The organism is Pedobacter endophyticus, assembly GCF_015679185.1.
In the GTDB taxonomy this organism is placed as follows: domain Bacteria; phylum Bacteroidota; class Bacteroidia; order Sphingobacteriales; family Sphingobacteriaceae; genus Pedobacter; species Pedobacter endophyticus.
Genome location: NZ_CP064939.1, coordinates 4,197,044 through 4,221,928 on the forward strand (window position 1 = coordinate 4,197,044; position 24,885 = coordinate 4,221,928).

Here is a 24,885-nt window from a genome sequence, read left to right on the forward strand (position 1 = left end):
TGATTAGGCATTTAGGGTAGCTAAGGTTTGTGTTTTTCTTATCATTCTGAGTTTAACTCGTGCTAAAAAATCAATGTAAGTGACATTTTAAGGCGGATCGTCATTGCCCCAAAGGGGCTACTTTGTAGCGAGGCACGAAGCAATCTCTTTTCGCAAAATCAGATTGCTTCGGCTCGCACAAGCCCGGCCTCGCAATGACGGAAATAAAGCGTCAATGGTAGAACGGGCTATTCCTCAGAATGACAAAATTTCTCTATTGCCGTTGGCTTCCGTCAACGGTCAACTCAAATTATTTCCAAATACCTTTTTAACTCCCAGTCTGTTACCGTTTTGGCAAATTGCTTGCATTCCCACTCACGCGTCATGGTAAAATGTTCCACAAAGCTGGCGCCCAAAAGTTCCTTTGCCAAATCGGAGTTTTTCATTTTTTGTGTGGCCTCAAACAAGTTTCCAGACAGCGTTCCGTTTGATAAATCGGTATAACCATTGCCCCTTGTAACGGGTTGCGATAAATCGAGTTTGTTTTTTACGCCGTAAAGTCCTGCGGCCAGGCATGCCGAAAGCGCCAGGTAAGGGTTGGTGTCTGAGCCCACAATTCGTGTTTCTAAGCGACTTGCTTTTTTACTTCCCGGTAAAGCACGTAACGCCGTTGTGCGGTTATCGATACCCCAGGTTACTGTGGTTGGCGCCCAGGCACCTTCAACCAGGCGTTTATAACTGTTAATGGTTGGGGCAATCATGGGTAAAATGTAAGGCAAACAATGCAATTGACCTGCAATGTAGCTTTTCATTATTGCGCTCATTTTGTCGCTAGCCTTTTCATCATAAAACAAATTGTTTTTATTGTCTTTATCCCACAAACTTTGATGCACATGCCCGCTGCAGCCCGGCAAATTTTCGTTTATTTTTGCCATAAACGTGGCCAGAATTCCGTGTTTATAAGCAATTTCTTTTACCGCCGTTTTAAAAAGCGTGGCTTGGTCGGCGGCTTCAAGAATGGGGGCGTACCTAATTGCCGCTTCGTAAACTCCCGGTCCGGTTTCTGTATGCAAGCCCTCAATCGGAATGTTAAATTTAGTGAGCAAATCGAACAAATCGCTCATAAATTCATTTTTATAGCTGCTTCTCAAAATCGAGTAACCAAACATTCCCGGGGTTAGCGGTTTGAGGTTCGCAAAGCCTTTTTCTTGTGCTGATTCTGGCGTTTCTGTAAAGTTGAACCATTCAAATTCTTGAGAGAAAAACGGAGACAATCCCAGTTGCTCACATTCAGCGGTCAGTTTTTTTAGCAACTGCCTTGGGCACACATAATTTGCAACCTCTTTATCATCGATAAAATCACCTAAAAAAAAAGGAATATCATTTTCCCACGGTATTTTTCTAAAAGTCGTTAAGTCGATCTTTACCTGCGCATCGGGATAACCGGTATGCCATCCTGTAAACTTCCCGTTTTCGTAGGCTACGTCGCCCACGTCCCAGCCGAAAGTTACATCGCAAAAGCCCAGGCGGCCCTCAATTAATGAGATAAATTTCTCTGCCGCGATGTATTTCCCCCTTAAAATACCGTCGATATCCGTAACGGCAACCTTAACCTTTTTGGAGGGATGGTTTTCAACATAATCGATAATTTGTTTTGTTGTACTCATCAATCTGCTTTTTTAAAGATTTTATATAGAAGAAACACGGTCAGCACGATAGCTAAATAAATTATCCCTAATTTAAGGTTATAAATTAACATGGCTACAAAAGAGCCACAGGCAATTATTAAGGCGAGAATGGGAAATAGTGGATAGATCGGCGTACGGAAAGGGCGCTCCATTTCGGGCTTGTGCTTGCGTAATACCATAACCGAAACCATCGAAATAATGTATAACGTTAAAGCGCCAAATACTGAGATCACAATAATATCGCCCGTTTTGCCCGACAGTAATGCAATAATGCCCACAACCATGTTGCCAATTAAAGCATTTGCCGGAGTTTGAAATTTGGGTGAGATTTTGCCCAGAATAGCTGGAATTGTTTTGGCCTTGCCCATTTCGTAAGTAGAACGACCAGCGGCCAAAACCAGGCCGTGGAATGATGCAACCAAGCCAAACAGCCCCACGGTAATTAATAAATGGTACATTAAATGGTTATCGCCGGTTATCATTGATAAGGCCAGCGGCAGTGGAGAATCTGAGGTTTCGCCCGATTTTCCGTTTTTATAAACGATGGCCTCCCAACCACCAATACCAATAGTAGATATAAATACTAAAACGCAGAGGATGGCCAGCGTAAAAATAGCCCAGCCAAAGCCCTTACTGATGTCCTTTTGTGGGTTCTTCGTTTCCTCGGCAACATTTGCCACCCCCTCGATGCCTAAAAAGAACCAAATGGCAAATGGAATTGCGGCAAAAACTCCACTCCATCCATTAGGAAAATTGTTTTGTACGAGATTTTCTGCACGAAATTTCGGAAGCGTAATTCCCGAAAACAAAAGCAGTTCGCCCACGGCGAGTATGGTAACAATCACCTCGAACGAGGCCGCGGCCTTTATGCCGTAAATGTTTAGCGCCGTAAATACGAAATACACCGCAATAGCACTGGTAAGAATAGGAACCTGAGGAAAAAATGCATTGAAGTAAGCGCCAATGGCAAAGGCGATAGCGGGCGGCGCAAAAATAAACTCCACCATTTGCGCTATTCCGGCAATAAAGCCGAGGTTTTTGCCTAAAGCGGTATTTGCATAATCGAAAACCCCTCCCGCTTTCGGAATAGCGCAAGCCAGCTCAGCGTAACTGAAACTAAAGGTAACATACATCACCATAATTACCCCGGTAGCAATGGCAAGCCCCAATGTTCCACCTTTTTCGAGGCCGAGGTTCCAGCCGAAATACATTCCCGAGATTACATAACCAACGCCCAGGCCCCAGAGCATAAAAGGGGTCAGCGTTTTTTTCAAGCCATTTGTGTCTGCCATCTTAACGTTTTACGCATAAAACAATAATTAATCTGCTCGGAAAAATTATAAGGTTTGGTTTTTTATAGTAGTAATTTTTGTCCTTTTTTAAATTTAGTCATTAATGTTAAATCAACGATACTTTGTCAGGCTGAGCGGAGTCGAAGCCAATGCTAACGACTTGTGAATAAGCCTGTATGAAGTGAGTCAAAATGCTCAAAGTGACAATCGACCTACCTATTGTGCGTGACTTAACACCAGTTCAGGTTAATTTGTTGCAAGCGTATAAACTGCTTGTTTATAAGGTTATCCGATTCGGAGGTAAAAAGTACTATTTGCATTGAAAGATTTGTTGTTCAGCTCACTATATATGTCGTCCGTCATTTTGAATTGAAGCTTTTTTCCCGAAGGGATGCCCTTGGCACAGTGGAAGGAGAAATCTTTCACCTGGGTACTGCTTCTTTAAGTTGGTGGCAATCTGTAAGGCCTGTCCGACGAAAGGCGGGGATATCCCAACCGATGTTCGATATGACGGAAAAGACAAGTTGGTAGCTGTATAAGCCACCAACTTGAACTTTAATTTAAATCCTTGTTTTTGTTGAAAATCTGCGTGTCCCTTGTGTTTTTTTGCACCGTTATGGCACCAAAAAGCGAAAGGAGAAACGCAAAGGCATAAAATCCTTTTTCGCTGGGCAACAGTGTAGCATTCCATAGGCCTACAACCAGCAGCGTAATGGTCAGCAACGTAGAGAACCAGCTGATGCCGTAGTATATTTCAGTTACTGGAATGCCCTCAAGTTTATCGCGAACGGCTTTTTGCAGTGAAATTACAGCGAACAGTCCGAACATTAAAACGGTGAAGTAATATCCTTTTTCGTTTAAGAGCATATCCGAACGCCAAAGGCCAACAATAAAGCCAATCATTCCGATGCCCAACGCAAACCAGGCGGCCGCCACAAATGCGTTTGATGGTTTTTGATTCATTTTAATCAGAGTTTAATTTATTTAGAATAAGAGGTAAGATATAGAAAATATTGCTATGAAATAAAATTATTGAAACATCTAACAAACAAATTGTTATCGTTCGCATTTAACTTTAATAATGTTTAACTTAGTTATATGCAAACATTGCTTACCTCAGCACAAATGCGCCAGGCCGACGAGTTTACTATTAAAAACAAGCCGATTGCCTCAATAGATCTTATGGAAAAAGCCGCCCGCTCATTTGTGCAAAGCTTTTTGAGGGACGAGTTTGATGCAAATCAGCGTATAGCAATTTTTTGTGGCAAAGGGAATAACGGTGGCGATGGCTTGGCAATTGCACATTTGCTGCTTAACAATGGGTGCGAGAACGTTAAAGTGTATGTGATTAACTTTAGCGATAAACAAAGCGACGACTTTGCAATCAATCTCCAGCGTTTGGATGAATCACGCTGTAAAAAAATCAACGTTAGCACTGTCGATGATCTAAAAAACATGAAAGCTGATGTGATCATCGATGCCATTCTCGGTTCTGGCCTGAATAAACCGCTGGCCGGCGATTATGAAAAATTGGCGGCATTTATAAATGAACAGAATAAAAAGGTTTATGCTGTCGATGTTCCAACTGGTTTCCCATCCGAGGGCATAATTCCTGCTGAATACAATGGAATAAAAGCTTACAAAACCATTTGTTTTCAGCGTCCGAAGATTAACTTTTTCTTTCCCGAGTCGGCTTTGGCAACACAAGAATATGAGGTTGTAGATATTGATTTGAACGAAGATTTTATACAACAGCAGGACGCCGATTTTTATTTGGTTGAAGAGACAGATGTTCGGGAGCTACTCAAATCCCGGAAATTATTTAGTCATAAAGGAACCTACGGCCACGCACTAATCGTTGCCGGAAACGCGGATACGATGGGCGCTGCCCTGCTTTCATCGCTTGCCTGTTTGCATACTGGCGCTGGTTTAACTACCGCATGCATTCCAAAAAGCGGATTAACGGCGCTAAATTCACTTTTGCCAGAAGTGATGGCCTTGCCCCGCGATGAATATACCAGAATTGAAAACCCGGCTAAATTTAAAGCCATTGCCATTGGCCCCGGCCTGGGCGTTTCGCCCGAAAGTGAGAAGTTGCTCGAAAGTTTGCTCGCAACCAATAAACCTCTGGTAATTGATGCAGATGGACTAAATTGTTTGGCTGATAACCAAACCTTGCTTTCCAAAGTACCAAAAAGCTCAATTTTAACCCCACACATGAAGGAATTTGACAGGATATTTGGCGAGCATGAGCATTGGTGGGACAGGGTGCAGACCGCTAAAGTGCAAGCGCAGGCTTTGCAAATCGTTATCATTTTAAAAAACCAGTTTACCTTTGTTTGTTTGCCAGATGGGAAAGTATATATCAACCCCACAGGAAATCCTGCGATGGCGCAGGGGGGAATGGGCGACATTTTAACCGGTGTGGTGGTTTCATTTCTTGCGCAGGGATACTCATCCGCCGAAAGCGCAATTTTGGCCACATTTATCCACGGGCGGGCTGGCGACATGCTCGCTGATGACAACGCCGTGGTCACCGCTTCGGAGGTTGCTAAAAACATGCCTAAAGCACTTAAAGCATTCCAATAGTTTATACCTTAGTTTATACCTTTCCAATATATTCCGCTAATCGGGATTTGTAATCCCAATTTAATAGCCCTGGGTTTAAAGTCCAGCCTTGAGTAAACAAGTCTTTCAGTGTGTGCTGTATCTCCGCGGCTTTTTGTTCTGCCTTTTTCGATAGATGTGGATAATTTTTCCTAAACTAGTAAACCAAAACGTAAAACAAATGGATACTAAAAGAGAGTACACACTAAGCGAGTTGATTCAGGAATCTGCCGAAAATTCCAACGAGAATGATTTTTTTGAGTTGGAAAAGCCGGCGATGCTCGAAGTCAATTTAAAGAACCAAAAAATTATGGCCAAGGCAGGATCGATGGTGGCCTATGTGGGCAACATCGATTTTAAAAGAGAAGGCATGTTGAGCAAGGGCTTGGGAGGCTTGTTAAAAAAGGCGATTTCGGGCGAGGGAACCCGCTTAATGTACGCTAAAGGAACGGGTAAGCTCTATCTTGCCGACGAAGGCAAAAAAGTAAAAATCATCAAATTACAAAACGAATCTATTTTTGTCAACGGTAACGATGTGCTGGCAATAGATGAAAACATTAGGAACGACATCAAGATGTTAAAAAGCGTGGCAGGTATGATGAGTGGTGGATTGTTTCAGGTAAAACTTTCGGGCAGTGGTTATATTGCCATTACCACACATGGCGAACCGTTATTGCTGCGGGTTAGCGCCAGCCAGCCTGTTTACACCGATCCAAATGCAACAGTTGCCTGGTCGCAAAATCTGTCGCCAAATATTAAAACCAACCTTACTTTTGGCTCGTTCATTGGTCGTGGTAGTGGAGAATCGTTGCAAATGGAGTTTTTTGGCGAAGGCTGGGTGTTGGTTCAGCCTTACGAAGAGGTTAAATACGCACAAAAATCCTGAAAAGACAAAGCCACACATAGAATATAAAGGGTGTAGCTCACGAATTGTTTTAAACGAGAGAAGTCAAGTTTTTTGAAACTTGACTTCTCTTAATATTGCTTGATCAAACAAGCTTTAAGTAGGCTAAACACCGCCCATTACCATTAACTTTTCCATCGTTGGGTTAACACTCCCGCCTGTTGGCTCAATGGTTACGGCAAAAGCCTGTGCATTTTGTATAGTTTCCATTTTGCGTAAGGCCTCTGTAGAAACTGAATCCTTTCCGCCGAAAACACCCAGGCTCACTGGTTTCCCATTCACCATTGCCCAAAGCTGATATTCGTGCTCAGCGTCGGTTTTTGGCAAGTCCATGGCTGCGTAATTAATCAAAACCGTTTTATCTTTCTTGTTCCAGTAGACATTCATTTTTGATTTTGGACTAAAAGCCTGACCGGCCATCCGGATAGTTGCCCACTCTTTGCTTTCGGCCATTTCGGCCATATTGTTAAGCCCTTTGTTCTCAAATTCAAGCTTATTTACCACATTGGCAAACCTTTGTTTATCCTGGTTTAAGCTAACAATCTGGTCGTTTGCATCGTTTAATTTACTATAGGTAACAATTAAAGCACCGGTGCTAATAATTAATAATGCTATGCAGGCTACCAAAGCATAACGAAGTGTTTTTATATTGCCATTACTGCTTTCAAGTCTTACAACTTTCGGCTCATTAGGCTTTTCAATATTAGATGCGGTTACTAGAGGCTCTTCTTCGTCAATGCCCAATCTTTCGAATAAACTGGTTTCAACATGAGCAGCGGGTTCGATGGCATTTTGCATGGCATATTGCTCCATAGCTTGCTCAATGGCAGCTATTTCAGCACTCACCTCAGGATTTTGAGATGCTATTTCCTCAACTTGCAGCGCTTCCTCTGGCGATAAGTCGCCTAGAACGTACAGTTCAAGTACCCCAGATTCGATATATGCTTTTAAATTTTCCACGCTCAATTAAAACTCCTTCTCAATTCTATTATAGCCAGTCGGATTCGGGTTTTCACAGTCCCCAACGGCAGATCTAACTTTTCTGCGGCTTCTACATGCGTATAGCCTTTGTAATAAACTAAATCAAGAACGGCTTGTAGGTCTGGTTTCAGATTTTCCACAAGTTGTTTAACGCCAAGAACATCGGGATTAAACGTAACCTTGTTTTGCTCATCAACGGAACTTACGTTATTTTCGAGGTCTTGGTTTTTGAGTGAATTCTTAAAATCTTTGGAACGTAATTTATCGATAGAGAGGTTTCGGGCAATATTCATCATCCACGTAAACAGTCTCCCTTTGGTTTCATCGTAGTGTGCGGCAGACTGCCAAATCTTCACAAAAGTTTCTTGCAAAACATCTTCCGCAAGCTCCGTGTGCGTAATAATTCGCGAAATTACGCCATACAGCGCAGATGAATACATGCCATATAGCGTTTTTAATACCGCCGGATCTTTCGATTGCAGGGCTAAAACGAGTTCTGGCTCAGTTAGGGATAATTTTTTAAATGCAGTCACTATTGGTCACTAAGATACAATACACAACAACAAAACCAAAAAAATGTTTTGATTGTTTATTCCCAGCTGGAATGCGATTTTTAAAACAATTTAAATCTGCTGCCGTTAAACTATTCCCTCTATCGGAAAAAGGTGTTTTTCAGCGTGATAAGAAGAACGAACCAAGGGACCGCTTTCTACATATTTTAATCCTTTTGCCAAGCCAACTTCTTTGTACATTGCAAAAGTATCGGGGTGAATCCAATCAACTACCGGATGGTGATTACGTGTAGGCTGCAAATACTGGCCGAGCGTTAAAATATGCACACCGTTTGCCACCAAATCATCCATCGCTTCGAAAATATCGTCTTCAGTTTCGCCCAGTCCAAGCATAATCCCCGTTTTGGTTCTTAAGCCAAACTCAGAAATCCGTTTTAGCGCCTCTAAACTTCTATCGTATTTGGCTTGAATACGTACCTGACGGGTTAAGCGCTTCACCGTCTCCATATTGTGCGAAACAACTTCCGGACGCTCGTCCAAAACACGATATAGATTATCCCACTGACCTTTAAAATCGGGAATCAGCGTTTCCAAAGTAGTAATCGGGCTTTCCCTGCGAATAGCCTGTAAAGTCTCAGCCCAAATAATTGAACCACCATCTTTTAAATCATCGCGATCTACCGAAGTGATTACACAGTGCTTAACACCCATCAGCTTTACCGAATTGGCAACGCGATTAGGCTCATCAACATCAACCGCTAATGGGCGCCCTGTAGCAACAGCGCAGAAAGAGCAGCTACGCGTACAAATGTTTCCCAGGATCATGAATGTTGCAGTACCAGCTCCCCAGCATTCGCCCATATTCGGGCAGTTGCCGCTTTCGCAAATGGTATGTAATTTATGCGTATCAACTAAACTGCGTACCTCCGCGTATTCTTTTCCAACAGGCAATTTTACGCGTAACCAATCAGGTTTACGCTTAACTTCAGTTACAGCAGGTACTACCGGTAAATCAATCATGATGCAAAGTTAATCAATCCCATCCAAAAGTTCGAACCATAAAATGTTTGGCGCTTGTAATAATAAATTGGTTCACTGATTAGCTTGCCTACTCCCAACCCTCAACTGAAAACTCCCAACTGCCAATTCCCAACTGCCAACTCCCAACTCAAAACTATGTTTCCTACTTTCAAATTTCATCGCTAAATTGCTTGCATGAAAAGGTTTTTTACACTCTTGTTGCTTTTGTTTTCTATGCTCTCCTTAAAAGCGCAAAAACGTCCGAACATTATTCTCGTACTGGCAGATGATATGGGTTATAGCGACATTTCCTGCTACGGCAATCCGCTAATTAAAACCCCTTTTTTAGATGAAATGGCCTCTAAAGGAATAAAGGCCACCAATTTTGTAACCGTTTCGCCAACTTGTACCCCATCGAGGGCTTCGTTATTGACAGGCAGGTACTGCAGCCGAATGGATTTGCCATGGCCAATAGGTCCCGGCGATAAGCGTGGTATTCCGAGTACAGAAGTTACCATTGCAACGATGCTGAAATCTGCAGGTTATAATACGGCGCTGGTAGGTAAATGGCATCTTGGCGATCATGGCGACGCTTTACCGAACAAGCAGGGTTTCGACAATTTTTATGGCCTGTTATGGAGCCACGATTATCGCCCACCGTATGTAAAAACCGATACCGTGATGAAACTTTGGCGGAACACAAGCCCAGAGATTTATAAGCCTCACGATAGTATTTTAATCAGCGCTTACACAAAAGAATCCATCAGTTTTATTAAGCAGAGTACAAAACAAAAAAAACCGTTTTTCTTATATCTGGCGCACAATATGCCGCACTTACCCATTGCATTTGCTGCACAAAAAGCCAAAAAAGTGCATTCAGCGGGCGGTGAGCTTGGCGACGTAATTGAGGAAATGGACAGGAGCCTGGCCGAAATTTGGAATGCCGTTGTTGCAGCGGGCGAGGCCGACAACACCATATTTATGTTTACAAGCGATAATGGCCCATGGATTAATGCACCACAAAGAATGTACGATGATGGATTTACCAAATTTTACCACGTAGGCTCGGCTGGCATATTTAGGGGCTGGAAAGGTGTGTCGTACGAGGGCGGGCATCGCGTTCCCTTTATTTGTTACTGGAAAGGCCGAACCATTGTAAATACACAAGAAACAAGGCCATTTTCGAATCTCGATATTTTACCAACTATTGCTGAATGGACAAAAACAAAACTCCCCCAAAACGTACTCGATGGTGAGTCGGTTTCGGGCTTACTTACAAATAAAAAATACAGCAAGGTGCATCGCCCCATATATTACCATAATTATGTTTTGGAAGGCGTAAAAGACGGCGATTGGAAGCTACGAATCACAAAAAAAGGCGACAAAGACAGCAGCGAGCTTTATAATCTGGCATGGGATCCATCTGAACGGGTAAATCTTTTCAACGACGCCAAATATCAGCAGCAAAGAGACCATCTGGTAAGGCTTTTTGGTGAATATCCGGGTAATTCCAAATAATGACCGATCACCATCTCATTTTTTAAGAAATCGGATAGCGATTGGATCAAGGTTTAAGATGTTTTGAAAGAAGTGATTGATTAAATAAGTTTTTTATCGCTGTCATCCTGAGTGTCCCCCTGACCGGAGAGGCAGCAATGCCATTAATTTAAGCTGTTTTAAGGCGCTAACTATGGACGGTCGTCATCCTGAGAGATCAGTTTTAGAAAAACAAAGGAGTTGGGATGACAGTTTTCAATGCTGTCATCCTGAGTGTAACGAAGGATCCCCAAGTGATGAAACGCAGAACGCCAACACCCCACAGTCAAAAGAGGGTGAGTGGGTGCGCAAGGACGGTAAGAGTAGGTTACAGATGCTTTTCCCGAGAATCCGATAGCTATCGGATCGGGACAGGCTGTACCTCAGCATGACAAAACCCGTGCTGTCATTGGTAGCTAGACTGGGGATCCTAAAATTAGGCGCCTTGCATCAAGATTCCCGCCTGTACGGGAAAGAGGGCAAGATTAAACGCCATCCGATTTACGTGCTTGGCACTGGACACTCGGTATAAACCTGATGTTGCCAGGTAGCTTTAAATGGCAATTTTTCATTGTCATTTGAACTACAGGCAGACAGCAGGACTATCGGCCGCCATCGGCACAGAACTGTTCATTTCCAAAAAAAGCAAAAGTCTATCCTGCTAAACGTTTCTTTATAAAGCATGTGATCATTTACAACCCAAGTCGGTTTAAAATCTAAATATTTGACTAAAAGGCGAAAGGCTAACTACCATGATGATTCGCTTCTGCAGTATTCAATTAAAATGTATATTTACTGTTCGGAGATAAAATAAATGGAAAAAAGATGGGTGTTGACGTCAAATTGTAATGATGAAACAGTAAACGAAGTAGCAGAACAGTTAAATATAGATAAGTCGCTCGCCAGAATATTGGTGCAGCGCAATATTTGCAGTTTCGATGAGGCCAAAAATTTCTTTAGGCCGGAGCTGGCTCACCTTCACGATCCTTTTCTGATGAAAGACATGGATCAGGCCATTCGGAGAATTGAAACCGCCTTGGCTACTCACGAAAAAATTCTCATTTATGGCGATTATGATGTTGATGGAACAACCTCCGTAGCGCTGGCCTTTAGCTTTTTTTCTCAGCTTACCCAAAACATCGAATATTACATTCCCGACAGATATTTAGAAGGTTACGGCATTTCTACAGCAGGAATCGATTACGCCAACGAAAACGGATTTTCATTAATTATCGCGTTAGATTGTGGTATTAAATCCATTGATAAAATTGATTATGCCAACAAATTGGGCATCGATTTTATTATTTGCGATCACCACTTGCCGGGCGATGAACTGCCAAAAGCGGTTGCCGTTTTAGACCCCAAGCGAGCTGATTGCGAATATCCTTTTAAAGAATTGGCCGGCTGCGGTATTGGCTTTAAACTTGCTCAGGCCTATGCTCAAAAGCACAATCTGCCAGCAGAAACTTACTTGCAATACCTCGATTTGGTTATGGTAAGTATTGCCGCTGATATTGTTCCGGTGGTGGGCGAAAACAGAATTTTAGCTTATTACGGCCTTAAAAAATTAAACACCAACCCCTGTGAGGGCCTAAGGGCGTTGATGGAAGTTTCGGGTAAAACGCAAAATTATACCATTACCGATGTTGTTTTTACACTAGGCCCGCGGATAAATGCAGCAGGAAGAATAGACCATGCAAAACATGCCGTAGCCATGCTGCTTTGCCAGGAGGATGGCAATTCGCTTGAGCAAAGCGAGCTCATTAACCTAAAAAATACTGAGCGGAAAACTTACGATCAGGACATTACCCGAGAGGCCCTGGCGTTGATTGGGGAAAGCGAAATATTGATCAACAGAAAAACAACGGTAGTTTTTAACGAAAGTTGGCATAAAGGTGTAATTGGCATCGTCGCATCGCGATTAACCGAAAAGTATTATAGGCCAACCATCGTGTTAACAAAAAGTAACGGCCATGTAGCCGGCTCTTGCCGTTCGGTGGTAGGCTTCGATTTATATGAAGCGTTAAGTGGCTGTGCCGATCTCTTAGATCAATATGGCGGGCATAAATTCGCTGCAGGCTTAACCATGCAAGAGCAAAATGTTGATGCCTTTGCAGATAAATTTGAACAAATTGTTTCCGCAAGCATTACCGAAGAAATGTTAACGCCCATGATCAAAATTGACGCCGAAATACAATTGGCGCAAATAGATGGCAAGTTTTTCAGGGTGCTATCGCAAATGGGCCCATTTGGACCCGAAAATATGGCGCCCATTTTTGTAACGCACAATGTTTACCTGGCTCAACATGCCATGGCCGTAGGTGGAAATCATTTAAAAATTAATATAAAACAACAAAATTCACCTATTTTTGAAGGTATTGCATTTGGGCTTGCAGAATTTCAGAATCTTTTACAACCAAAAGTTCCGTTTTCTGTTTGTTATACGATAGAAGAAAACGTGTGGCGAGAAAAGCGCCGTTTGCAACTCAATATTAAAGGAATAAAAGTTAATTGAATACTTAAAGGTGTCATCATGAGGCCGTCGAAGGACATTTGAACGACCTGCCCTGGCTTATTGGGAAGCGCAATGTAACAAGATTTAAAAACAAGATTTGATTTACGCTAAATCGTAAATCGTAAATCAAAAATCGTAAATACGAATGATATTAAAAGCCGAACATTTGGTTAAAAAATACAAGCAGCGTACCGTTGTTAACGACGTTTCTTTTAATGTTAACCAAGGAGAGATTGTTGGTTTACTGGGTCCGAACGGTGCCGGAAAAACAACCTCTTTTTACATGATTGTTGGATTGATAAAGCCAAATGAAGGGCGGATTTTTTTAGAGGGCGAAGACATTACCGAGGATGCCATGTACCGCAGGGCGCAGAAAGGAATTGGCTATTTGGCCCAAGAGGCGTCGGTTTTTAGAAAACTAACCGTTGAAGATAACATTCTGGCGATTTTGGAAATGAGCAGCATGACCAAAGAGGAGCAGAGAGATAAGCTTGAAGAGCTGATTAACGAATTTAGTCTTCACAAGGTTCGTAAAAACCGTGGCGATTTGCTATCCGGAGGCGAGCGCCGCCGTACGGAAATCGCCCGGGCATTGGCAGCAAATCCGAACTTTATCCTATTAGATGAACCTTTCGCCGGGGTAGACCCAATTGCAGTGGAAGAAATTCAAAGCATTGTAGCTAAATTGAAGCACAAAAATATCGGTATTTTGATTACCGACCATAACGTTCAGGAAACGCTTTCCATTACGGATAGAGCCTATTTGCTCTTTGAAGGGAAAATTTTAGAACAAGGTGTTCCTGAGGTGTTGGCAGAAAACGAAATGGTGAGAAAGGTTTACCTCGGATCGAACTTTGTATTAAAACGTAAGAAATTTGAGGTTTAAGCTTAAAGACTAAAGCTGAAAGCGAAGAGACCAAGGCGCAATTGGCTCATGGCTAACTCCTCCCCTCCGGGGAGGTTGGGTGGGGCTTGAAAGACTAAAGCGAAATTAGCTCATCGCTAACTCCCCCTTTCGGGGAGTTTGGGAGGGGCTTAAAAAATGGCGTTAAAATTGTTGCTAAAAACCATGTCAAAAAAATAATATGGCAATTGTAAATTCAATTTTCACCTGGTTAATGAAGAAGCGGATTCATCAGATCGAGCTTTTCATGAAATATCCTCACGACGTACAGCTCGAGTGGTTTCATTCCTTAATCGATAGTGCTGAAAACACCGAATGGGGCAAAAAATACGATTATAAAAGCATTCTAACCCCTCAACAGTTTCAAGAAAGGGTTCCGATTCAAAATTACGATACGTTAAAACCCTATATAGAACGCATGCTAGCCGGAGAGCAAAATATTCTCTGGCCGTCAGATATCAAATGGTTCGCAAAATCGTCGGGTACAACCAGCGACAGAAGCAAATTTATTCCCGTATCTGCCGAAAGTTTAGAGGAATGCCATTTTAAGGGCGGTAAAGACATGCTTTCGATTTATTGCAACAACCGCCCCAATAATCAGATGTTTACCGGAAAGGGCCTGGTTTTAGGTGGAAGTCATCAGGTAAACCAATTGAACGAAGACTGTTTTTATGGCGATTTATCGGCCGTATTAATCAAAAACCTGCCAATTTGGGCCGAGTTTTACCGCACGCCGAATATGGCCATCGCCTTAATGGACAATTACGAAATTAAGATGGATAAAATGGCCGAGGCCACTATTCATGAAAACGTAACCAGCATTTCTGGCGTTCCAACGTGGACCATCGTATTGGCCAAAAAAGTGTTGGAGCTTACCGGTAAAAGCAACTTGCTCGAAGTGTGGCCCAACCTCGAAGTTTACATTCACGGCGCAGTAAATTTTACGCCGTATCGCGAACAGTTCAAGCAACTCATCCCATCCAATGATATGTATTATCTGGAAACTTATAATGCATCCGAAGGTTTCTTTGGAATTCAGGATCAAGGCGATTCGGATGAAATGCTTTTAATGTTAGATTACGGTATTTTCTATGAGTTTATTCCAATGGAAAATATTTGCGATGATAACCCAAAAACCTTGTTGCTTGGAGAAGTACAACTGAACAAAAACTACGCAATAGTAATTACCACAAATGGTGGTTTGTGGCGATATATGATTGGCGATACGGTTCAGTTTACCTCATTGGCGCCTTATCGAATTAAAATTACCGGGCGTACCAAACACTTTATCAATGCCTTTGGCGAAGAGGTGATTATTGATAATGCAGAGCAGGCGCTTACTAAGGCCTGTTGCGAAACGGGTGCCGAAATTAAAGATTATACCGCCGGGCCGATCTATTTTCATGGTAAGGAGGCGGGCGGACACGAATGGCTGATCGAATTTGACAAGCAACCAAGCGATTTTGAAAAGTTTATCGACGTGATGGACCAAACCCTCCGCGACATAAATTCCGATTACGACGCCAAGCGATTTAAAGACATGGCGCTCTGTCGCCCAAAGGTGCATAACGTACCTCCCAATACTTTTTATAACTGGTTAAAGGCCAGAAATAAGCTGGGCGGACAGCACAAGGTTCCCCGTTTGGCAAATGAACGTAAGTACGTGGATGATATTTTAGAAATGTTGAAATCTGCAGCCGCTTAAATGATCTTGGTAAAGAGAAGTCAAGCTTTTAAAGCTAGGCTTCTCTAACTGCGCAACGGAAGGAGCTTTAACATCAGCCAATGAGTGCAAGAAAGCCCTGAACAATTATTGATATATTTGTTACAGTTAATGATTAAGATATGGAAGCTACAGGAAAACTGACAAATGTGCAACTGGAGTTATTGAAACTTTTTCAATATAATTTATCAGACGCACAGTTAACGGACATTAAGGGGATGTTGGCACGATATTTTGCCGACGTTGCTTCGTCGGAGATGGACAAATTATGGGAAGAGCAAAGTTGGGATGAAAAGACAATTGAATCTTGGAAAGATGAACATTTAAGAACAAGCGGTTAAATAATTCACTACGTCATTCCCACGCAGGTGGGAATCTTAATACATTACGTTTTGTTACATTAAATCTCCCGAAATTCGCGAAGGATGGCGACGGGCGCTGTTAAATAACAACACGGAAAGAGAATCATTAATCGAAAAATTCAGTAGCAATGCCGACTATATCGTAACTAACGATCAACATTTTAATATATTGAAACAAATCGCTTTTCCAAAGGTAAATGTGCTGTCGATAGATGATTTTCTCGGTATAATTCGTAAAAAGCTAATATGAAGTTAAACAGGAAAAAAATATTGGATTTTTTCAAAAAATCTGAAAACAAGGCAACCGTAATCTTGAACGATAAATCGAAGGCAAACGCTACGATAAAGGATGCTTTGGGCAAAGCCGTAAGCAACAAAGGCGAATTAGAAGGGGTGTGGGATAAGCTGGTGTTGCTTTTTGCCGTTTCGAAAGACTTTGTAAACGGGAATTATACTGAAATTCCAAAACGATCGATAATTGCAATTTTAGGAGGATTGATTTATTTTTTATCACCAATTGATGTTGTGCCAGATTTCGTGCCGCTCTTAGGGTTTATCGACGATGTGTTTGTGCTCAACCTCGTTTATAAGCAAGTGCTTAAAGACCTTGAAAAGTACAAGGCATGGAAAGATAACGAGGGCAAAATTATCAGTATTGATGGCTCATCAACATAGCTTTTTAGATTGGGTTGAGCGTCATCTTTTTACCTGTCCGTTTAAGGCTAATTTTGGTTTCGATTGCCCCGGCTGCGGCTTTCAACGTTCTATTATTGCCTTAATGAAAGGTGATTTTTTGAGTTCATTCAGAATTTATCCTGCCGCAATTCCTTTCATTTTGATTCTGCTTTTTACATTGATCCATTTAAAAATGGACTTCAAAATGGGAGCTAAAGTAATTAAAATCGCTTACGGCGGTGTTGCAATAATTATCCTAATCAATTACATTTATAAAATATTTACATCCCAACTTATCAGCTAAAAATGTCAGAAGAACAGGAAACCTCCCAGGGAAACGAACCACTGGATTTAAATAAAAACAACACCCCCGAAGCGGCACCTACAAACTCGGGTTTTGCAACACCACCGCCTTTTCAACAACCACCACCTTTCGGCCAGTTTCCCGGCGGAATGGGGATGGGGCAACAGAACCTGCCAAATGCTACAGCGGCCCTGGTTTTGGGCATCATTGCACTTCCGGCCTGCTGCTTTTACGGTGTGTTTGGTCTGGTATTCGGAATAATCGCCTGGATTCTTGGCGGTAGCGATGTTAAAAAATACCAGCTTAATCCCGCATGGTATACCGAGTCGTCCTATAAAAATGCAAAAGCAGGAAAGATTTGCGGTATGATTGCGACGATTATAAGCGCATTGTTTATCACTTTAGTTATTTTGGCGGTTGTAGGTGCCATTACGCATCCACAGGCCTATGATAAATTTTTCCGCGGATTCAACTGATATACAGGCTTAATTTTACCTTCAAAATATAAATCGGATGATGCATACCATCCGATTTTGTTATTTTTGTACCATCAAAGTTGTAAACACAAAAACTCAAGATAATGTATCCAGAATATTTAGTAGAACCAATGCGTAAGGAATTGACTAATGTTGGTTTCGAAGAATTGAAAAATGCCGAAGAAGTTGATCAGGCAATTAAGGGCGAAGGTACCGTATTAGTTGTAGTAAACTCTGTTTGCGGATGCGCCGCGGCCAATGCTCGTCCGGCGGCAAGAGCAGCAGCAGCTCACGAAAAGCATCCTGATAAATTGGTTACCGTTTTTGCAGGAATGGAAAAAGAAGCTGTAGATCAGGCTAGAAATTATATGATGCCTTTTCCTCCGTCTTCTCCGGCCATGGCCTTATTTAAAGATGGTAAATTGGTACACATGATCGAGCGCCACCAAATTGAAGGCCGTCCTGCACAAATGATAGCCGACAACTTAATCGGTGCTTTTGAACAGTATTGCTAGTTGAAAAGGAGATTCATTGCGATTACATCGGTCAGCGACAAACGGTCGATGTAATCCTTTTAATTAATTGGTTTAGGCAAAAAGGAAATAAAATCGTTAAATTAGCATTATGGAAACGGTTACATTACACCCACAAAATAGAGAGCAATTAAACGCAATTAAGGCCTTTGCCAAGGCTTTGAAAGTTCCATTCGGACCAAGCACGAAAGCTGAGCAAACTGAGCGGGAAAAGGGAATAGACCTTTATGGGATAGAAATGGTAAAAACCGTTGAAGAAGCAGAACAAGATATAAAAAACGGAAATACAACCAGGGTAAAAAGGGAGGATTTAAAAAGTTTTCTAGGTCTATAATGGCTTATGATTTAGAATTTACCCCAAAAGCAAAGAAAGATATACAAGAACATGGGAAAGCAGGGAATAAGTCGCTTTTAAGCAAACTTTGGTTTTTGTTAGACGAGCTTTCTGAACACCCATTTACAGGTACTGGCAAGCCTGAGCCACTAAAACACAATCTTTTCGGACATTGGACAAGGCGCATCAATCGTGAACACAGGATGTTATACCGTGTTGAGGATGATAAAGTATATGTAATTTCGCTTAAAGGTCATACCTAAGCAACTTTGTAACGCTGAAATAGCCATTGAATCCATTTTGCAAATTAGCGCAACCTCTTCTAAAAATCCTTATTAAGTAACTTTTCCAATTCCCCAAAAGAAACATTCATTCTTACCCTGCCTTGTTTGGCGTAAGATATTTCTCCCGTTTCTTCCGAAATAATTACGGCCACAGCATCCGTCGTTTCCGAAACACCGATCCCAGCTCTATGCCTAAGTCCGAATTGTGGCGGTAACTGATCGTTATCTGTCAGTGGTAAAATGCAACTTGCGCTTTTAATCTTGTTCTCCGAAATTACCACAGCACCATCGTGCAGAGGGCTATTCTTTTGAAAAATACTTTCGAGTAAACGCTTCGAAATTTTTGCATCTACAAATTCGCAACTGTTCGCGAAATACTGCTCATCGTAAAATTTAACGAATACAATTAACGCCCCTGTGCGGGTTTTTTTCATGCTTTTGCAGGCATCAATTATAGGCTTAATTCTGGTCAGATTATTTCGTTCTATTTCTTTGCGACCAAATAAATAACCCCACCAGGCCTTGTTTTTTTGCAGGAAAGCATTTTTGCCAATGAGCAGCAGAAACCGTCTGATTTCCGGATGGAAAATCACAATCAAGGCGATAATCCCCACGCTCATAAATTTCTCTATAATGGTAGTTAGCAATTTCATGTGTAGCGCATCAACCACACGATAAAAGATTGCAATAATGAGCATACCAACCAACAAGTTTACGGCAAGTGTATTGCGAATTAAAGTGTAAACATAGTAAATCAGCAGAGCCACCAGTATGACATCCACCACATCAGTTGGCGAAATTTTTAGAAAATCAAAATCAAATCCTTTCATTTAGCGCAAGATAGTTTAAATCGGTTAATTGTTTATTTTGTTGGAAGGGAAATCTTTAAATTTTTGCAGAATTTCTCACGCTTCGAACCAACCGTCGTCCCGCGGGATGACCGGTTTTATGGCTGTCATCTTGAGTGTAACGCGTGTCCCGATGCTTCCTATCGTGTGGACACATCTCGTTTTATGCGCCGTCATTCCCGCGTAGGCGGGAATCTTAATGCTGGGCGCCCAATTTATTGCGCATTAGGATCCCCAGTCAAGCTGAGGATGACGACCGTTCTTAGAAAACGCCATAAAATGTGTTGTCATTTTAATGGTTTCAGCTCGTAAAACGATATTTCAAAAATGTGTCCACACGATAGGATGCATCGGGGAAGGATCCGCAAGCGATGAAACGCAGACCATCAACAAACCACCGAGCAAAAAGAGAAGTGAGTCAGCAAAGTGTCTAACTTTTTGGGGGCACGCTTTAAAAACGGCAGTCTGAGCGGAGTTGAAGACTTTTTCTCATAGAATAATTGATAAGCATCTGCCTTTCGACTAGCCTGTATTGAGCGTAGCCGAAATGCTCAGGGTGACATTGTTTTATAATTTCTTTTTAACTAAACGACTTTGTGCGGATGCTTTCCCGAGATTCCAATAGCAACAGCAACTCACCTTATTGCGATTTCAAAACAATACATCAACATGATTGACGATTAAGACTGTGGCAGCAAACCAGTTAACCTTTCGTCATCCGCTCTACCAACTTCACACACTCAACAGCTTCCTTTACATCATGAACCCTTAAAATGCCGGCTCCTTTTTGCAGCGCAATGGTATTTAGCACCGAAGTTCCGTTTAACGACTCGGCCGCTGTAATGTTCAGCGCTTTGTAAATCATGCCCTTTCTCGAAAAACCGACCAAAACCGGGAGTTTAAATATTTTGAACGCCTCCAGTTCATTCAATAACTGGTAGTTGTGCGACATCGTTTTTCCGAAGCCAAATCCCGGATCGATAACCACGTCATGCACATTTAACTTTCTTAGCTCTGCTACTTTCCTTGCGAAATAATCTACAACCTCAAGCGTAACATTTCCGTAAGCCGGGTTAAGGTGCATGTTTTGAGGTGTTCCCTGCATGTGCATAATCATATAGGGAACCTGTAAGTTGGCTACCGTTTTCAACATCATCTCGTCCATATCGCCACTCGAAATGTCGTTTACAATATGCGCACCCGCCTGTATGGCTTCTTCGGCAACGCGGGACCTAAAAGTGTCAATAGAAAAAACAGCGTCGGGAAACTCTTTGGCCAAAACCTCAATAATGGGTACTACCCGCTGCAACTCTTCATCGGTTGAAATATCTTTCGCCCCCGGACGAGAGGAATATCCACCAACATCGATAAAAGCCGCCCCCTCATTTAAAAACTGTTCTGTTTTGGCAATGGCCTCTTTAATGGTGGTGTTTCGGCTATCGGGATAAAAAGAGTCGGGAGTGATGTTCAGAATTCCCATCACCTTTGGCGTACTTAAATCGATTAATTTACCTTTGATGTTTAGGCTCCGCTTCGGTTCAAAAAAGTTTTTTTCTGCCATAATAAACCCTTTCGGGATTTGTGTTTCGCTATAAAAATGTATCTTTAGCTTTTGTTTTTTCCCAACAAAAATACATTAAACTAAATAATTTACCGAATTGGCACAAACAAATACCGCTGTAGCGTTTGATGAAGTAATCGCTGTTTGCAGATCTTTATTTCTTAAAAAAACAAAAGATTATGGAACAGCGTGGCGCATTCTCAGACCAAGTTCTATTACCGATCAAATATTTATAAAAGCACAACGCATTCGTACATTAGAAGAGAAAAAGGTAAGTTTGGTTGGCGAAAACATCACTTCAGAATATATCGGGATTGTTAATTATTGTGTAATTGCAATGATGCAACTGGAATTAACAGATGGCGAACCCAACGAACTTCCGTTTGAGCAAGTAGAAAGTTTGTTCGAGGCAAAAGTGAAGGAGACCAAGGATTTGATGTTTGCCAAAAACCACGATTACGGAGAAGCCTGGCGAGAAATGCGCATCAGTTCGCTTACAGATTTAATTTTGATGAAGATTTTTCGCGTAAAGCAAATCGAAGATAACGAAGGACAAACACTGGCCTCTGAAGGCGTGAAAGCGAATTATCAAGATATGCTCAACTATTCGGTTTTTGCACTCATTAAATTAGGAGTTAAATAAAATAAATGAAGAACATAGTTTTAGGCTTTTCGAGGTTTTTTGTCGGCGTACTTTTTATATTCTCAGGATTAATAAAAGCTAATGATCCTTTGGGTTTCGGCTATAAGCTGCAAGAATATTTCGATGTTTTTCATTTAAGCTTTTTAAATGGCGCTGCAACCGGAATTGCCATTTTGCTATGTACCTTAGAAATTGTACTCGGCGCATTGCTGCTATTTGGTTTTTGGAGCAGAAAAGTAGCCTGGGGTTTATTGCTTCTAATTGTATTTTTTACGCTCTTAACGTTCGTTTCTGCTGCGTTTAAAGTAGTAACCAGCTGCGGCTGTTTTGGCGACGCCATTCCGCTAACCCCTTGGCAATCTTTCAGTAAAGATGTTGTTCTGCTGGTTTTAATTATTATAATCTTTGTAAATAAGGATTTAATACGACCAATTTTTAAGAAGGAATCAACGCAAAGGAACATTGCAATTGTGGTTACGTTGCTTTCTTTGGGTTTCGGCCTTTTTACCTACAATGTTTTGCCCGTTATCGATTTTCTTCCTTATAAAGTCGGCGCCCATATCCCGTCATTAATGGTGATTCCTCCGGGAGAAAAACCTGATGAATTTGAGATCATGTATCACCTTAAGAACAAAAAAACCAAGGCCGAGAAAGACATGAGCGATAAAGCGTATTTAAAGACGGAAATTTGGAAAGACGACAACTGGGAAATTGTTGGTGAGCCCCAAAAGCGCCTGGTTAAAAAAGGTTTTGAGCCCAAAATAAAGGATTTAATTATTACCGATGCCTCTGGTACCGACTACACCAAAGAGTTGATCGAAAACCCATACTATAATCTGATCTTTGTAGCTTACGATTTGAAAAATGCTGACGAAAAAGCAATTGGCAAGTTAAATGCGCTTGCTTTAAACGCTACGCAACAGTTTAACATTCGTTCGGTACTGTTAACATCCAACTCAGCGCAGGATGCAGAAGCGTTTATCAAGAAAAACAACCTTTTCTCGGAGGTTTTTTATGCTGATGCAGTGCCTTTGAAAAGCATGGTGAGGGCAAACCCCGGAATTTTATTATTGCGTAATGGCGTAGTGGTAAACAAATGGCATTACCATAACGTACCCACTTTTGATCAATTGAGCAGAAAATACTTCGATAAATAATGATTGGATATGCACTAAAAAAATTGCTGTATGGCCTGTTGGTTATGGCTGGCGTTGTGCTGGTTGTTTTTGTGCTCTTTAATATTTTGCCCGGCGATCCGGCCCGAATGACTATGGGGCAGCGCTCAGACGTACAGTCGCTCGAAGCCGTTCGTAAAGAGTTTGGCCTCGATCGATCCAAGCCTATGCAGTTTGTACTTTATGTAAACGATCTTTCGCCCATTAGTGTGCTCGATAACGACAGCACAACACAAACAAAGTACCATTACGCCAAATTGATCGATTTCAATGAAAAAGCATTGGTGCTAAAATGGCCGTACCTTCGAAATTCTTATCAAACCAAGCGAGACGTAACGCAAATACTCGCCGAAACCGTTCCAAATACGTTTATTCTAGCTTTGACGGCAATGATCTTCGCCACCATTATCGGCGTATTGTTAGGTGTGCTCTCTGCCGTTTACAAAGATTCGTGGATCGACAAAGCTGCAAACACCTTCGCTATTTTGGGGATTTCTGCACCTTCGTTTTTTGCGGGCATCATCATCGCCTGGCTTTTCGGATTTGTACTGAGCGATTATACAGGTTTAAAAATGAGCGGAAGCCTGTATTCTTACGATCCTTTTAACGGTGAGATTTTAACATTAAGAAATCTTTGGCTGCCGATGATTACACTCGGTTTAAGGCCACTGGCGATAATTGTTCAGCTTACCAGAAGTGCCATGTTAGATGTGCTTGCCCAGGATTACATCCGTACCGCCCGGGCAAAGGGCTTAAGCAGGCGATCAATTATTTATAAGCATGCATTAAAAAATGCCATGAACCCGGTAATCACGGCTATTTCTGGTTGGTTTGCATCGCTTTTGGCTGGTTCGTTCTTTGTAGAATATATTTTTGGCTACAACGGGTTGGGCAGAACAACCGTTGCCGCGTTAGAAATGTCTGACTTCCCGGTTGTAATGGGATCGATATTGTTTATCGCCTTCGTTTTTGTAGTCATCAATATCCTTGTCGATATTTTATATGCTTATGTCGACCCACGGGTTAAATTGGCTTAAGATGAAAGAAGAAGAAATCACTAATTATACCGAGCTTGCAGACGGGCAAATTATCAAAATATTTAAACAGGCAACCGTTCAGCTGCCCGGTGCAGAAAGATTATTTAGTCATATCCTCAATGCGCAGCACATTTGGGCGTACCGGATTTCGGGTGAAGAACCGCTTTACGGGGTTTGGGATATCCATCAAAAAGAAAGTTTCGAACAGATCTCTATTGATAATTTTAAGCGAATCAGAAACATATTGAAAGCGGGTTCCTTAGAAAAGCAAATTACATACAGCAATTCGAGAAATGTCCAATTTGAAAATCAAATAGATCAAATCTTATTTCATTTATTTAATCATTCTACTTATCACCGCGGGCAGGTAGTAACGTTGTTGAAAAAAGAGGGCTTTGAACCTCCGGTAACCGATTATATTATATTAAAACGCGACCATTTGTTATAGGTCGGATAGAATAAACAGCATGAAAATTTTCCTAATCGGCTATATGGGCTGCGGCAAAAGCACAAAGGCGAAGCAATTAGCGCATCGTTTAAATTGTCCTGTAATTGATTTAGATGCAGAAATTGTAGCGAAAACAGGTAAAACTATTGCCGAGTATTTCGCCGAGTTTGGAGAAAGCGGCTTCAGAGATTATGAAAGTGAAATGCTTAAAACATTCGATTATCCTGAGCATTGCGTGATAGCAACCGGGGGCGGATTACCATGTTTTTTTGATAATATGGACTGGATGAATGCAAATGGTGAAACGGTTTATCTTGAGATGGAACCGGCTGCCTTGGTATCGAGACTGCATAACCGTCAAAAACGGCCGTTGATAAAAGATTTGGATGATGATCAGCTTTTGGAATTTATTAAAGTTAAACTGCAAGAAAGAGCGCCTTTTTATACCAAAGCAAAGATAATTGTTGATGCCTTTGATCTCGATGGTGAGAAACTGGAACAGGCCATCAAGTCGGAGGGTTAGAAGGCGGAAGGGAGTGGGTTT

26 protein-coding genes are annotated in these 24,885 nt (G+C 41.8%); 18 read left to right on the plus strand and 8 right to left on the minus strand.

Annotated features, from left to right (window positions below):
• Positions 1-284: 284 nt before the first annotated feature.
• From IZT61_RS17180 to yiaA, 3 genes are all read right to left on the minus strand, one after another.
• Positions 285-1,646 carry a glutamine synthetase family protein gene (locus IZT61_RS17180; RefSeq protein ID WP_196098262.1) on the minus strand — a complete coding sequence of 454 codons (1,362 nt, stop codon included), beginning with the start codon at positions 1,644-1,646 and terminating at the stop codon, positions 285-287.
• Complete coding sequence (eat, locus tag IZT61_RS17185) at positions 1,646-2,959, minus strand: ethanolamine permease (RefSeq protein WP_196098263.1); 1,314 nt, start codon at positions 2,957-2,959, stop codon at positions 1,646-1,648. Before eat ends, IZT61_RS17180 begins: the two co-directional genes overlap by 1 nt.
• 555 nt (positions 2,960-3,514) lie before the next feature.
• Entirely contained in the window at positions 3,515-3,922 is a 408-nt protein-coding gene (gene yiaA / locus IZT61_RS17190; protein WP_196098264.1) for an inner membrane protein YiaA, read from the minus strand.
• A gap of 135 nt (positions 3,923-4,057) precedes the next feature.
• Here yiaA and IZT61_RS17195 point away from each other — a divergent pair, with 135 nt between their 5' ends.
• Positions 4,058-5,548: an NAD(P)H-hydrate dehydratase gene (locus IZT61_RS17195; protein WP_230383746.1), complete on the plus strand. Its 1,491-nt coding sequence runs from the start codon at positions 4,058-4,060 to the stop codon at positions 5,546-5,548.
• Between the two features lie 199 nt (positions 5,549-5,747).
• Positions 5,748-6,452, plus strand: coding sequence for an AIM24 family protein (locus tag IZT61_RS17200; RefSeq protein WP_196098265.1), 705 nt, complete (start codon positions 5,748-5,750; stop codon positions 6,450-6,452).
• Positions 6,453-6,575: 123 nt separating this feature from the next.
• On the opposite strand, the gene IZT61_RS17205 is transcribed toward IZT61_RS17200, so the two are convergent.
• The 3 genes from IZT61_RS17205 to lipA all read right to left on the minus strand — a co-directional run bounded on the left by IZT61_RS17205 (position 6,576) and on the right by lipA (position 8,983).
• Entirely contained in the window at positions 6,576-7,430 is an 855-nt protein-coding gene (locus IZT61_RS17205; protein WP_196098266.1) for an anti-sigma factor, read from the minus strand.
• Positions 7,431-7,432: 2 nt separating this feature from the next.
• Positions 7,433-7,984 (minus strand): RNA polymerase sigma factor, encoded by a 552-nt coding sequence (locus tag IZT61_RS17210; RefSeq protein ID WP_196098267.1) that lies wholly within the window; start codon positions 7,982-7,984, stop codon positions 7,433-7,435.
• A 105-nt stretch (positions 7,985-8,089) separates the two neighbouring features.
• Positions 8,090-8,983, minus strand: a complete 894-nt coding sequence (gene lipA, locus IZT61_RS17215) for a lipoyl synthase (RefSeq protein ID WP_196098268.1) — start codon at positions 8,981-8,983, stop codon at positions 8,090-8,092.
• Between the two features lie 195 nt (positions 8,984-9,178).
• Here lipA and IZT61_RS17220 point away from each other — a divergent pair, with 195 nt between their 5' ends.
• From IZT61_RS17220 to IZT61_RS17270, 11 genes are all read left to right on the plus strand, one after another.
• Positions 9,179-10,501, plus strand: coding sequence for a sulfatase-like hydrolase/transferase (locus IZT61_RS17220; protein WP_196098269.1), 1,323 nt, complete (start codon positions 9,179-9,181; stop codon positions 10,499-10,501).
• 832 nt (positions 10,502-11,333) lie between these two features.
• Complete coding sequence (gene recJ / locus IZT61_RS17225; protein WP_196098270.1) at positions 11,334-13,034, plus strand: single-stranded-DNA-specific exonuclease RecJ; 1,701 nt, start codon at positions 11,334-11,336, stop codon at positions 13,032-13,034.
• Between the two features lie 145 nt (positions 13,035-13,179).
• Positions 13,180-13,920 (plus strand): LPS export ABC transporter ATP-binding protein, encoded by a 741-nt coding sequence (gene lptB / locus IZT61_RS17230; protein WP_196098271.1) that lies wholly within the window; start codon positions 13,180-13,182, stop codon positions 13,918-13,920.
• A gap of 199 nt (positions 13,921-14,119) precedes the next feature.
• On the plus strand, positions 14,120-15,643 hold the full coding sequence (locus IZT61_RS17235; RefSeq protein ID WP_196098272.1) for a GH3 auxin-responsive promoter family protein: 1,524 nt from the start codon (positions 14,120-14,122) through the stop codon (positions 15,641-15,643).
• A gap of 140 nt (positions 15,644-15,783) precedes the next feature.
• Positions 15,784-16,002 (plus strand): hypothetical protein, encoded by a 219-nt coding sequence (locus tag IZT61_RS17240; protein WP_196098273.1) that lies wholly within the window; start codon positions 15,784-15,786, stop codon positions 16,000-16,002.
• A 267-nt stretch (positions 16,003-16,269) separates the two neighbouring features.
• Positions 16,270-16,698, plus strand: a complete 429-nt coding sequence (locus IZT61_RS17245) for a YkvA family protein (RefSeq protein ID WP_196098274.1) — start codon at positions 16,270-16,272, stop codon at positions 16,696-16,698.
• Positions 16,682-17,002, plus strand: a complete 321-nt coding sequence (locus IZT61_RS17250; protein ID WP_196098275.1) for a DUF2752 domain-containing protein — start codon at positions 16,682-16,684, stop codon at positions 17,000-17,002. The genes IZT61_RS17245 and IZT61_RS17250 overlap by 17 nt, the downstream gene beginning before the upstream one ends.
• 2 nt (positions 17,003-17,004) lie before the next feature.
• Positions 17,005-17,478 (plus strand): CCC motif membrane protein, encoded by a 474-nt coding sequence (locus IZT61_RS17255; protein WP_196098276.1) that lies wholly within the window; start codon positions 17,005-17,007, stop codon positions 17,476-17,478.
• Between the two features lie 104 nt (positions 17,479-17,582).
• Positions 17,583-17,993, plus strand: coding sequence for a BrxA/BrxB family bacilliredoxin (locus IZT61_RS17260; RefSeq protein WP_056871840.1), 411 nt, complete (start codon positions 17,583-17,585; stop codon positions 17,991-17,993).
• A gap of 109 nt (positions 17,994-18,102) precedes the next feature.
• The gene (locus IZT61_RS17265) at positions 18,103-18,345 is read left to right on the plus strand and encodes a DUF2683 family protein (protein WP_196098277.1); all 243 of its coding nucleotides are present in this window, start codon (positions 18,103-18,105) and stop codon (positions 18,343-18,345) included.
• Positions 18,345-18,608 carry a Txe/YoeB family addiction module toxin gene (locus IZT61_RS17270; protein ID WP_196098278.1) on the plus strand — a complete coding sequence of 88 codons (264 nt, stop codon included), beginning with the start codon at positions 18,345-18,347 and terminating at the stop codon, positions 18,606-18,608. The genes IZT61_RS17265 and IZT61_RS17270 overlap by 1 nt, the downstream gene beginning before the upstream one ends.
• Before the next feature lie 59 nt (positions 18,609-18,667).
• Here the strand turns inward: IZT61_RS17270 and cdaA are convergent, their stop codons facing one another.
• Together cdaA and folP are read right to left on the minus strand one after the other, a co-directional pair.
• A complete protein-coding gene (gene cdaA, locus IZT61_RS17275) occupies positions 18,668-19,459 on the minus strand; it encodes a diadenylate cyclase CdaA (protein ID WP_196098279.1) in 792 nt (263 codons plus the stop codon).
• Positions 19,460-20,180: 721 nt separating this feature from the next.
• Complete coding sequence (folP, locus tag IZT61_RS17280) at positions 20,181-21,038, minus strand: dihydropteroate synthase (protein ID WP_196098280.1); 858 nt, start codon at positions 21,036-21,038, stop codon at positions 20,181-20,183.
• 97 nt (positions 21,039-21,135) lie between these two features.
• On the opposite strand from folP, the gene IZT61_RS17285 reads away from it, so the two are divergent.
• Genes IZT61_RS17285 through IZT61_RS17305 form a run of 5 tightly spaced genes read left to right on the plus strand, consistent with a single transcriptional unit; the run spans position 21,136 to position 24,864 of the window.
• The gene (locus tag IZT61_RS17285) at positions 21,136-21,681 is read left to right on the plus strand and encodes a DUF1599 domain-containing protein (protein ID WP_196098281.1); all 546 of its coding nucleotides are present in this window, start codon (positions 21,136-21,138) and stop codon (positions 21,679-21,681) included.
• A 5-nt stretch (positions 21,682-21,686) separates the two neighbouring features.
• A complete protein-coding gene (locus tag IZT61_RS17290; RefSeq protein ID WP_196098282.1) occupies positions 21,687-22,838 on the plus strand; it encodes a BT_3928 family protein in 1,152 nt (383 codons plus the stop codon).
• Complete coding sequence (locus IZT61_RS17295; RefSeq protein ID WP_196098283.1) at positions 22,838-23,893, plus strand: ABC transporter permease; 1,056 nt, start codon at positions 22,838-22,840, stop codon at positions 23,891-23,893. Before IZT61_RS17290 ends, IZT61_RS17295 begins: the two co-directional genes overlap by 1 nt.
• A 1-nt stretch (position 23,894) precedes the next feature.
• A complete protein-coding gene (locus tag IZT61_RS17300; RefSeq protein WP_196098284.1) occupies positions 23,895-24,341 on the plus strand; it encodes a DinB family protein in 447 nt (148 codons plus the stop codon).
• A 19-nt stretch (positions 24,342-24,360) separates the two neighbouring features.
• Entirely contained in the window at positions 24,361-24,864 is a 504-nt protein-coding gene (locus IZT61_RS17305) for a shikimate kinase (protein WP_196098285.1), read from the plus strand.
• The last annotated feature ends 21 nt before the right edge of the window (positions 24,865-24,885 follow it).

Excerpts from the sequence above, each read along its gene's own strand:
- IZT61_RS17220 (WP_196098269.1), top strand. The coding sequence starts at position 9,179 with ATGAAAAGGTTTTTTACACTCTTGTTGCTTTTGTTTTCTATGCTCTCC.
- IZT61_RS17295 (WP_196098283.1), top strand. The coding sequence starts at position 22,838 with ATGATTGGATATGCACTAAAAAAATTGCTGTATGGCCTGTTGGTTATG.
- IZT61_RS17180 (WP_196098262.1), bottom strand. The coding sequence starts at position 1,646 with ATGAGTACAACAAAACAAATTATCGATTATGTTGAAAACCATCCCTCC.
- eat (WP_196098263.1), bottom strand. The coding sequence starts at position 2,959 with ATGGCAGACACAAATGGCTTGAAAAAAACGCTGACCCCTTTTATGCTC.
- IZT61_RS17245 (WP_196098274.1), top strand. The coding sequence starts at position 16,270 with ATGAAGTTAAACAGGAAAAAAATATTGGATTTTTTCAAAAAATCTGAA.
- IZT61_RS17290 (WP_196098282.1), top strand. The coding sequence starts at position 21,687 with ATGAAGAACATAGTTTTAGGCTTTTCGAGGTTTTTTGTCGGCGTACTT.
- IZT61_RS17250 (WP_196098275.1), top strand. The coding sequence starts at position 16,682 with ATGGCTCATCAACATAGCTTTTTAGATTGGGTTGAGCGTCATCTTTTT.
- IZT61_RS17255 (WP_196098276.1), top strand. The coding sequence starts at position 17,005 with ATGTCAGAAGAACAGGAAACCTCCCAGGGAAACGAACCACTGGATTTA.
- yiaA (WP_196098264.1), bottom strand. The coding sequence starts at position 3,922 with ATGAATCAAAAACCATCAAACGCATTTGTGGCGGCCGCCTGGTTTGCG.
- IZT61_RS17260 (WP_056871840.1), top strand. The coding sequence starts at position 17,583 with ATGTATCCAGAATATTTAGTAGAACCAATGCGTAAGGAATTGACTAAT.
- IZT61_RS17265 (WP_196098277.1), top strand. The coding sequence starts at position 18,103 with ATGGAAACGGTTACATTACACCCACAAAATAGAGAGCAATTAAACGCA.
- folP (WP_196098280.1), bottom strand. The coding sequence starts at position 21,038 with ATGGCAGAAAAAAACTTTTTTGAACCGAAGCGGAGCCTAAACATCAAA.
- IZT61_RS17200 (WP_196098265.1), top strand. The coding sequence starts at position 5,748 with ATGGATACTAAAAGAGAGTACACACTAAGCGAGTTGATTCAGGAATCT.
- IZT61_RS17240 (WP_196098273.1), top strand. The coding sequence starts at position 15,784 with ATGGAAGCTACAGGAAAACTGACAAATGTGCAACTGGAGTTATTGAAA.
- recJ (WP_196098270.1), top strand. The coding sequence starts at position 11,334 with ATGGAAAAAAGATGGGTGTTGACGTCAAATTGTAATGATGAAACAGTA.
- IZT61_RS17235 (WP_196098272.1), top strand. The coding sequence starts at position 14,120 with ATGGCAATTGTAAATTCAATTTTCACCTGGTTAATGAAGAAGCGGATT.
- cdaA (WP_196098279.1), bottom strand. The coding sequence starts at position 19,459 with ATGAAAGGATTTGATTTTGATTTTCTAAAAATTTCGCCAACTGATGTG.
- IZT61_RS17195 (WP_230383746.1), top strand. The coding sequence starts at position 4,058 with ATGCAAACATTGCTTACCTCAGCACAAATGCGCCAGGCCGACGAGTTT.
- lipA (WP_196098268.1), bottom strand. The coding sequence starts at position 8,983 with ATGATTGATTTACCGGTAGTACCTGCTGTAACTGAAGTTAAGCGTAAA.
- IZT61_RS17270 (WP_196098278.1), top strand. The coding sequence starts at position 18,345 with ATGGCTTATGATTTAGAATTTACCCCAAAAGCAAAGAAAGATATACAA.
- lptB (WP_196098271.1), top strand. The coding sequence starts at position 13,180 with ATGATATTAAAAGCCGAACATTTGGTTAAAAAATACAAGCAGCGTACC.
- IZT61_RS17305 (WP_196098285.1), top strand. The coding sequence starts at position 24,361 with ATGAAAATTTTCCTAATCGGCTATATGGGCTGCGGCAAAAGCACAAAG.
- IZT61_RS17300 (WP_196098284.1), top strand. The coding sequence starts at position 23,895 with ATGAAAGAAGAAGAAATCACTAATTATACCGAGCTTGCAGACGGGCAA.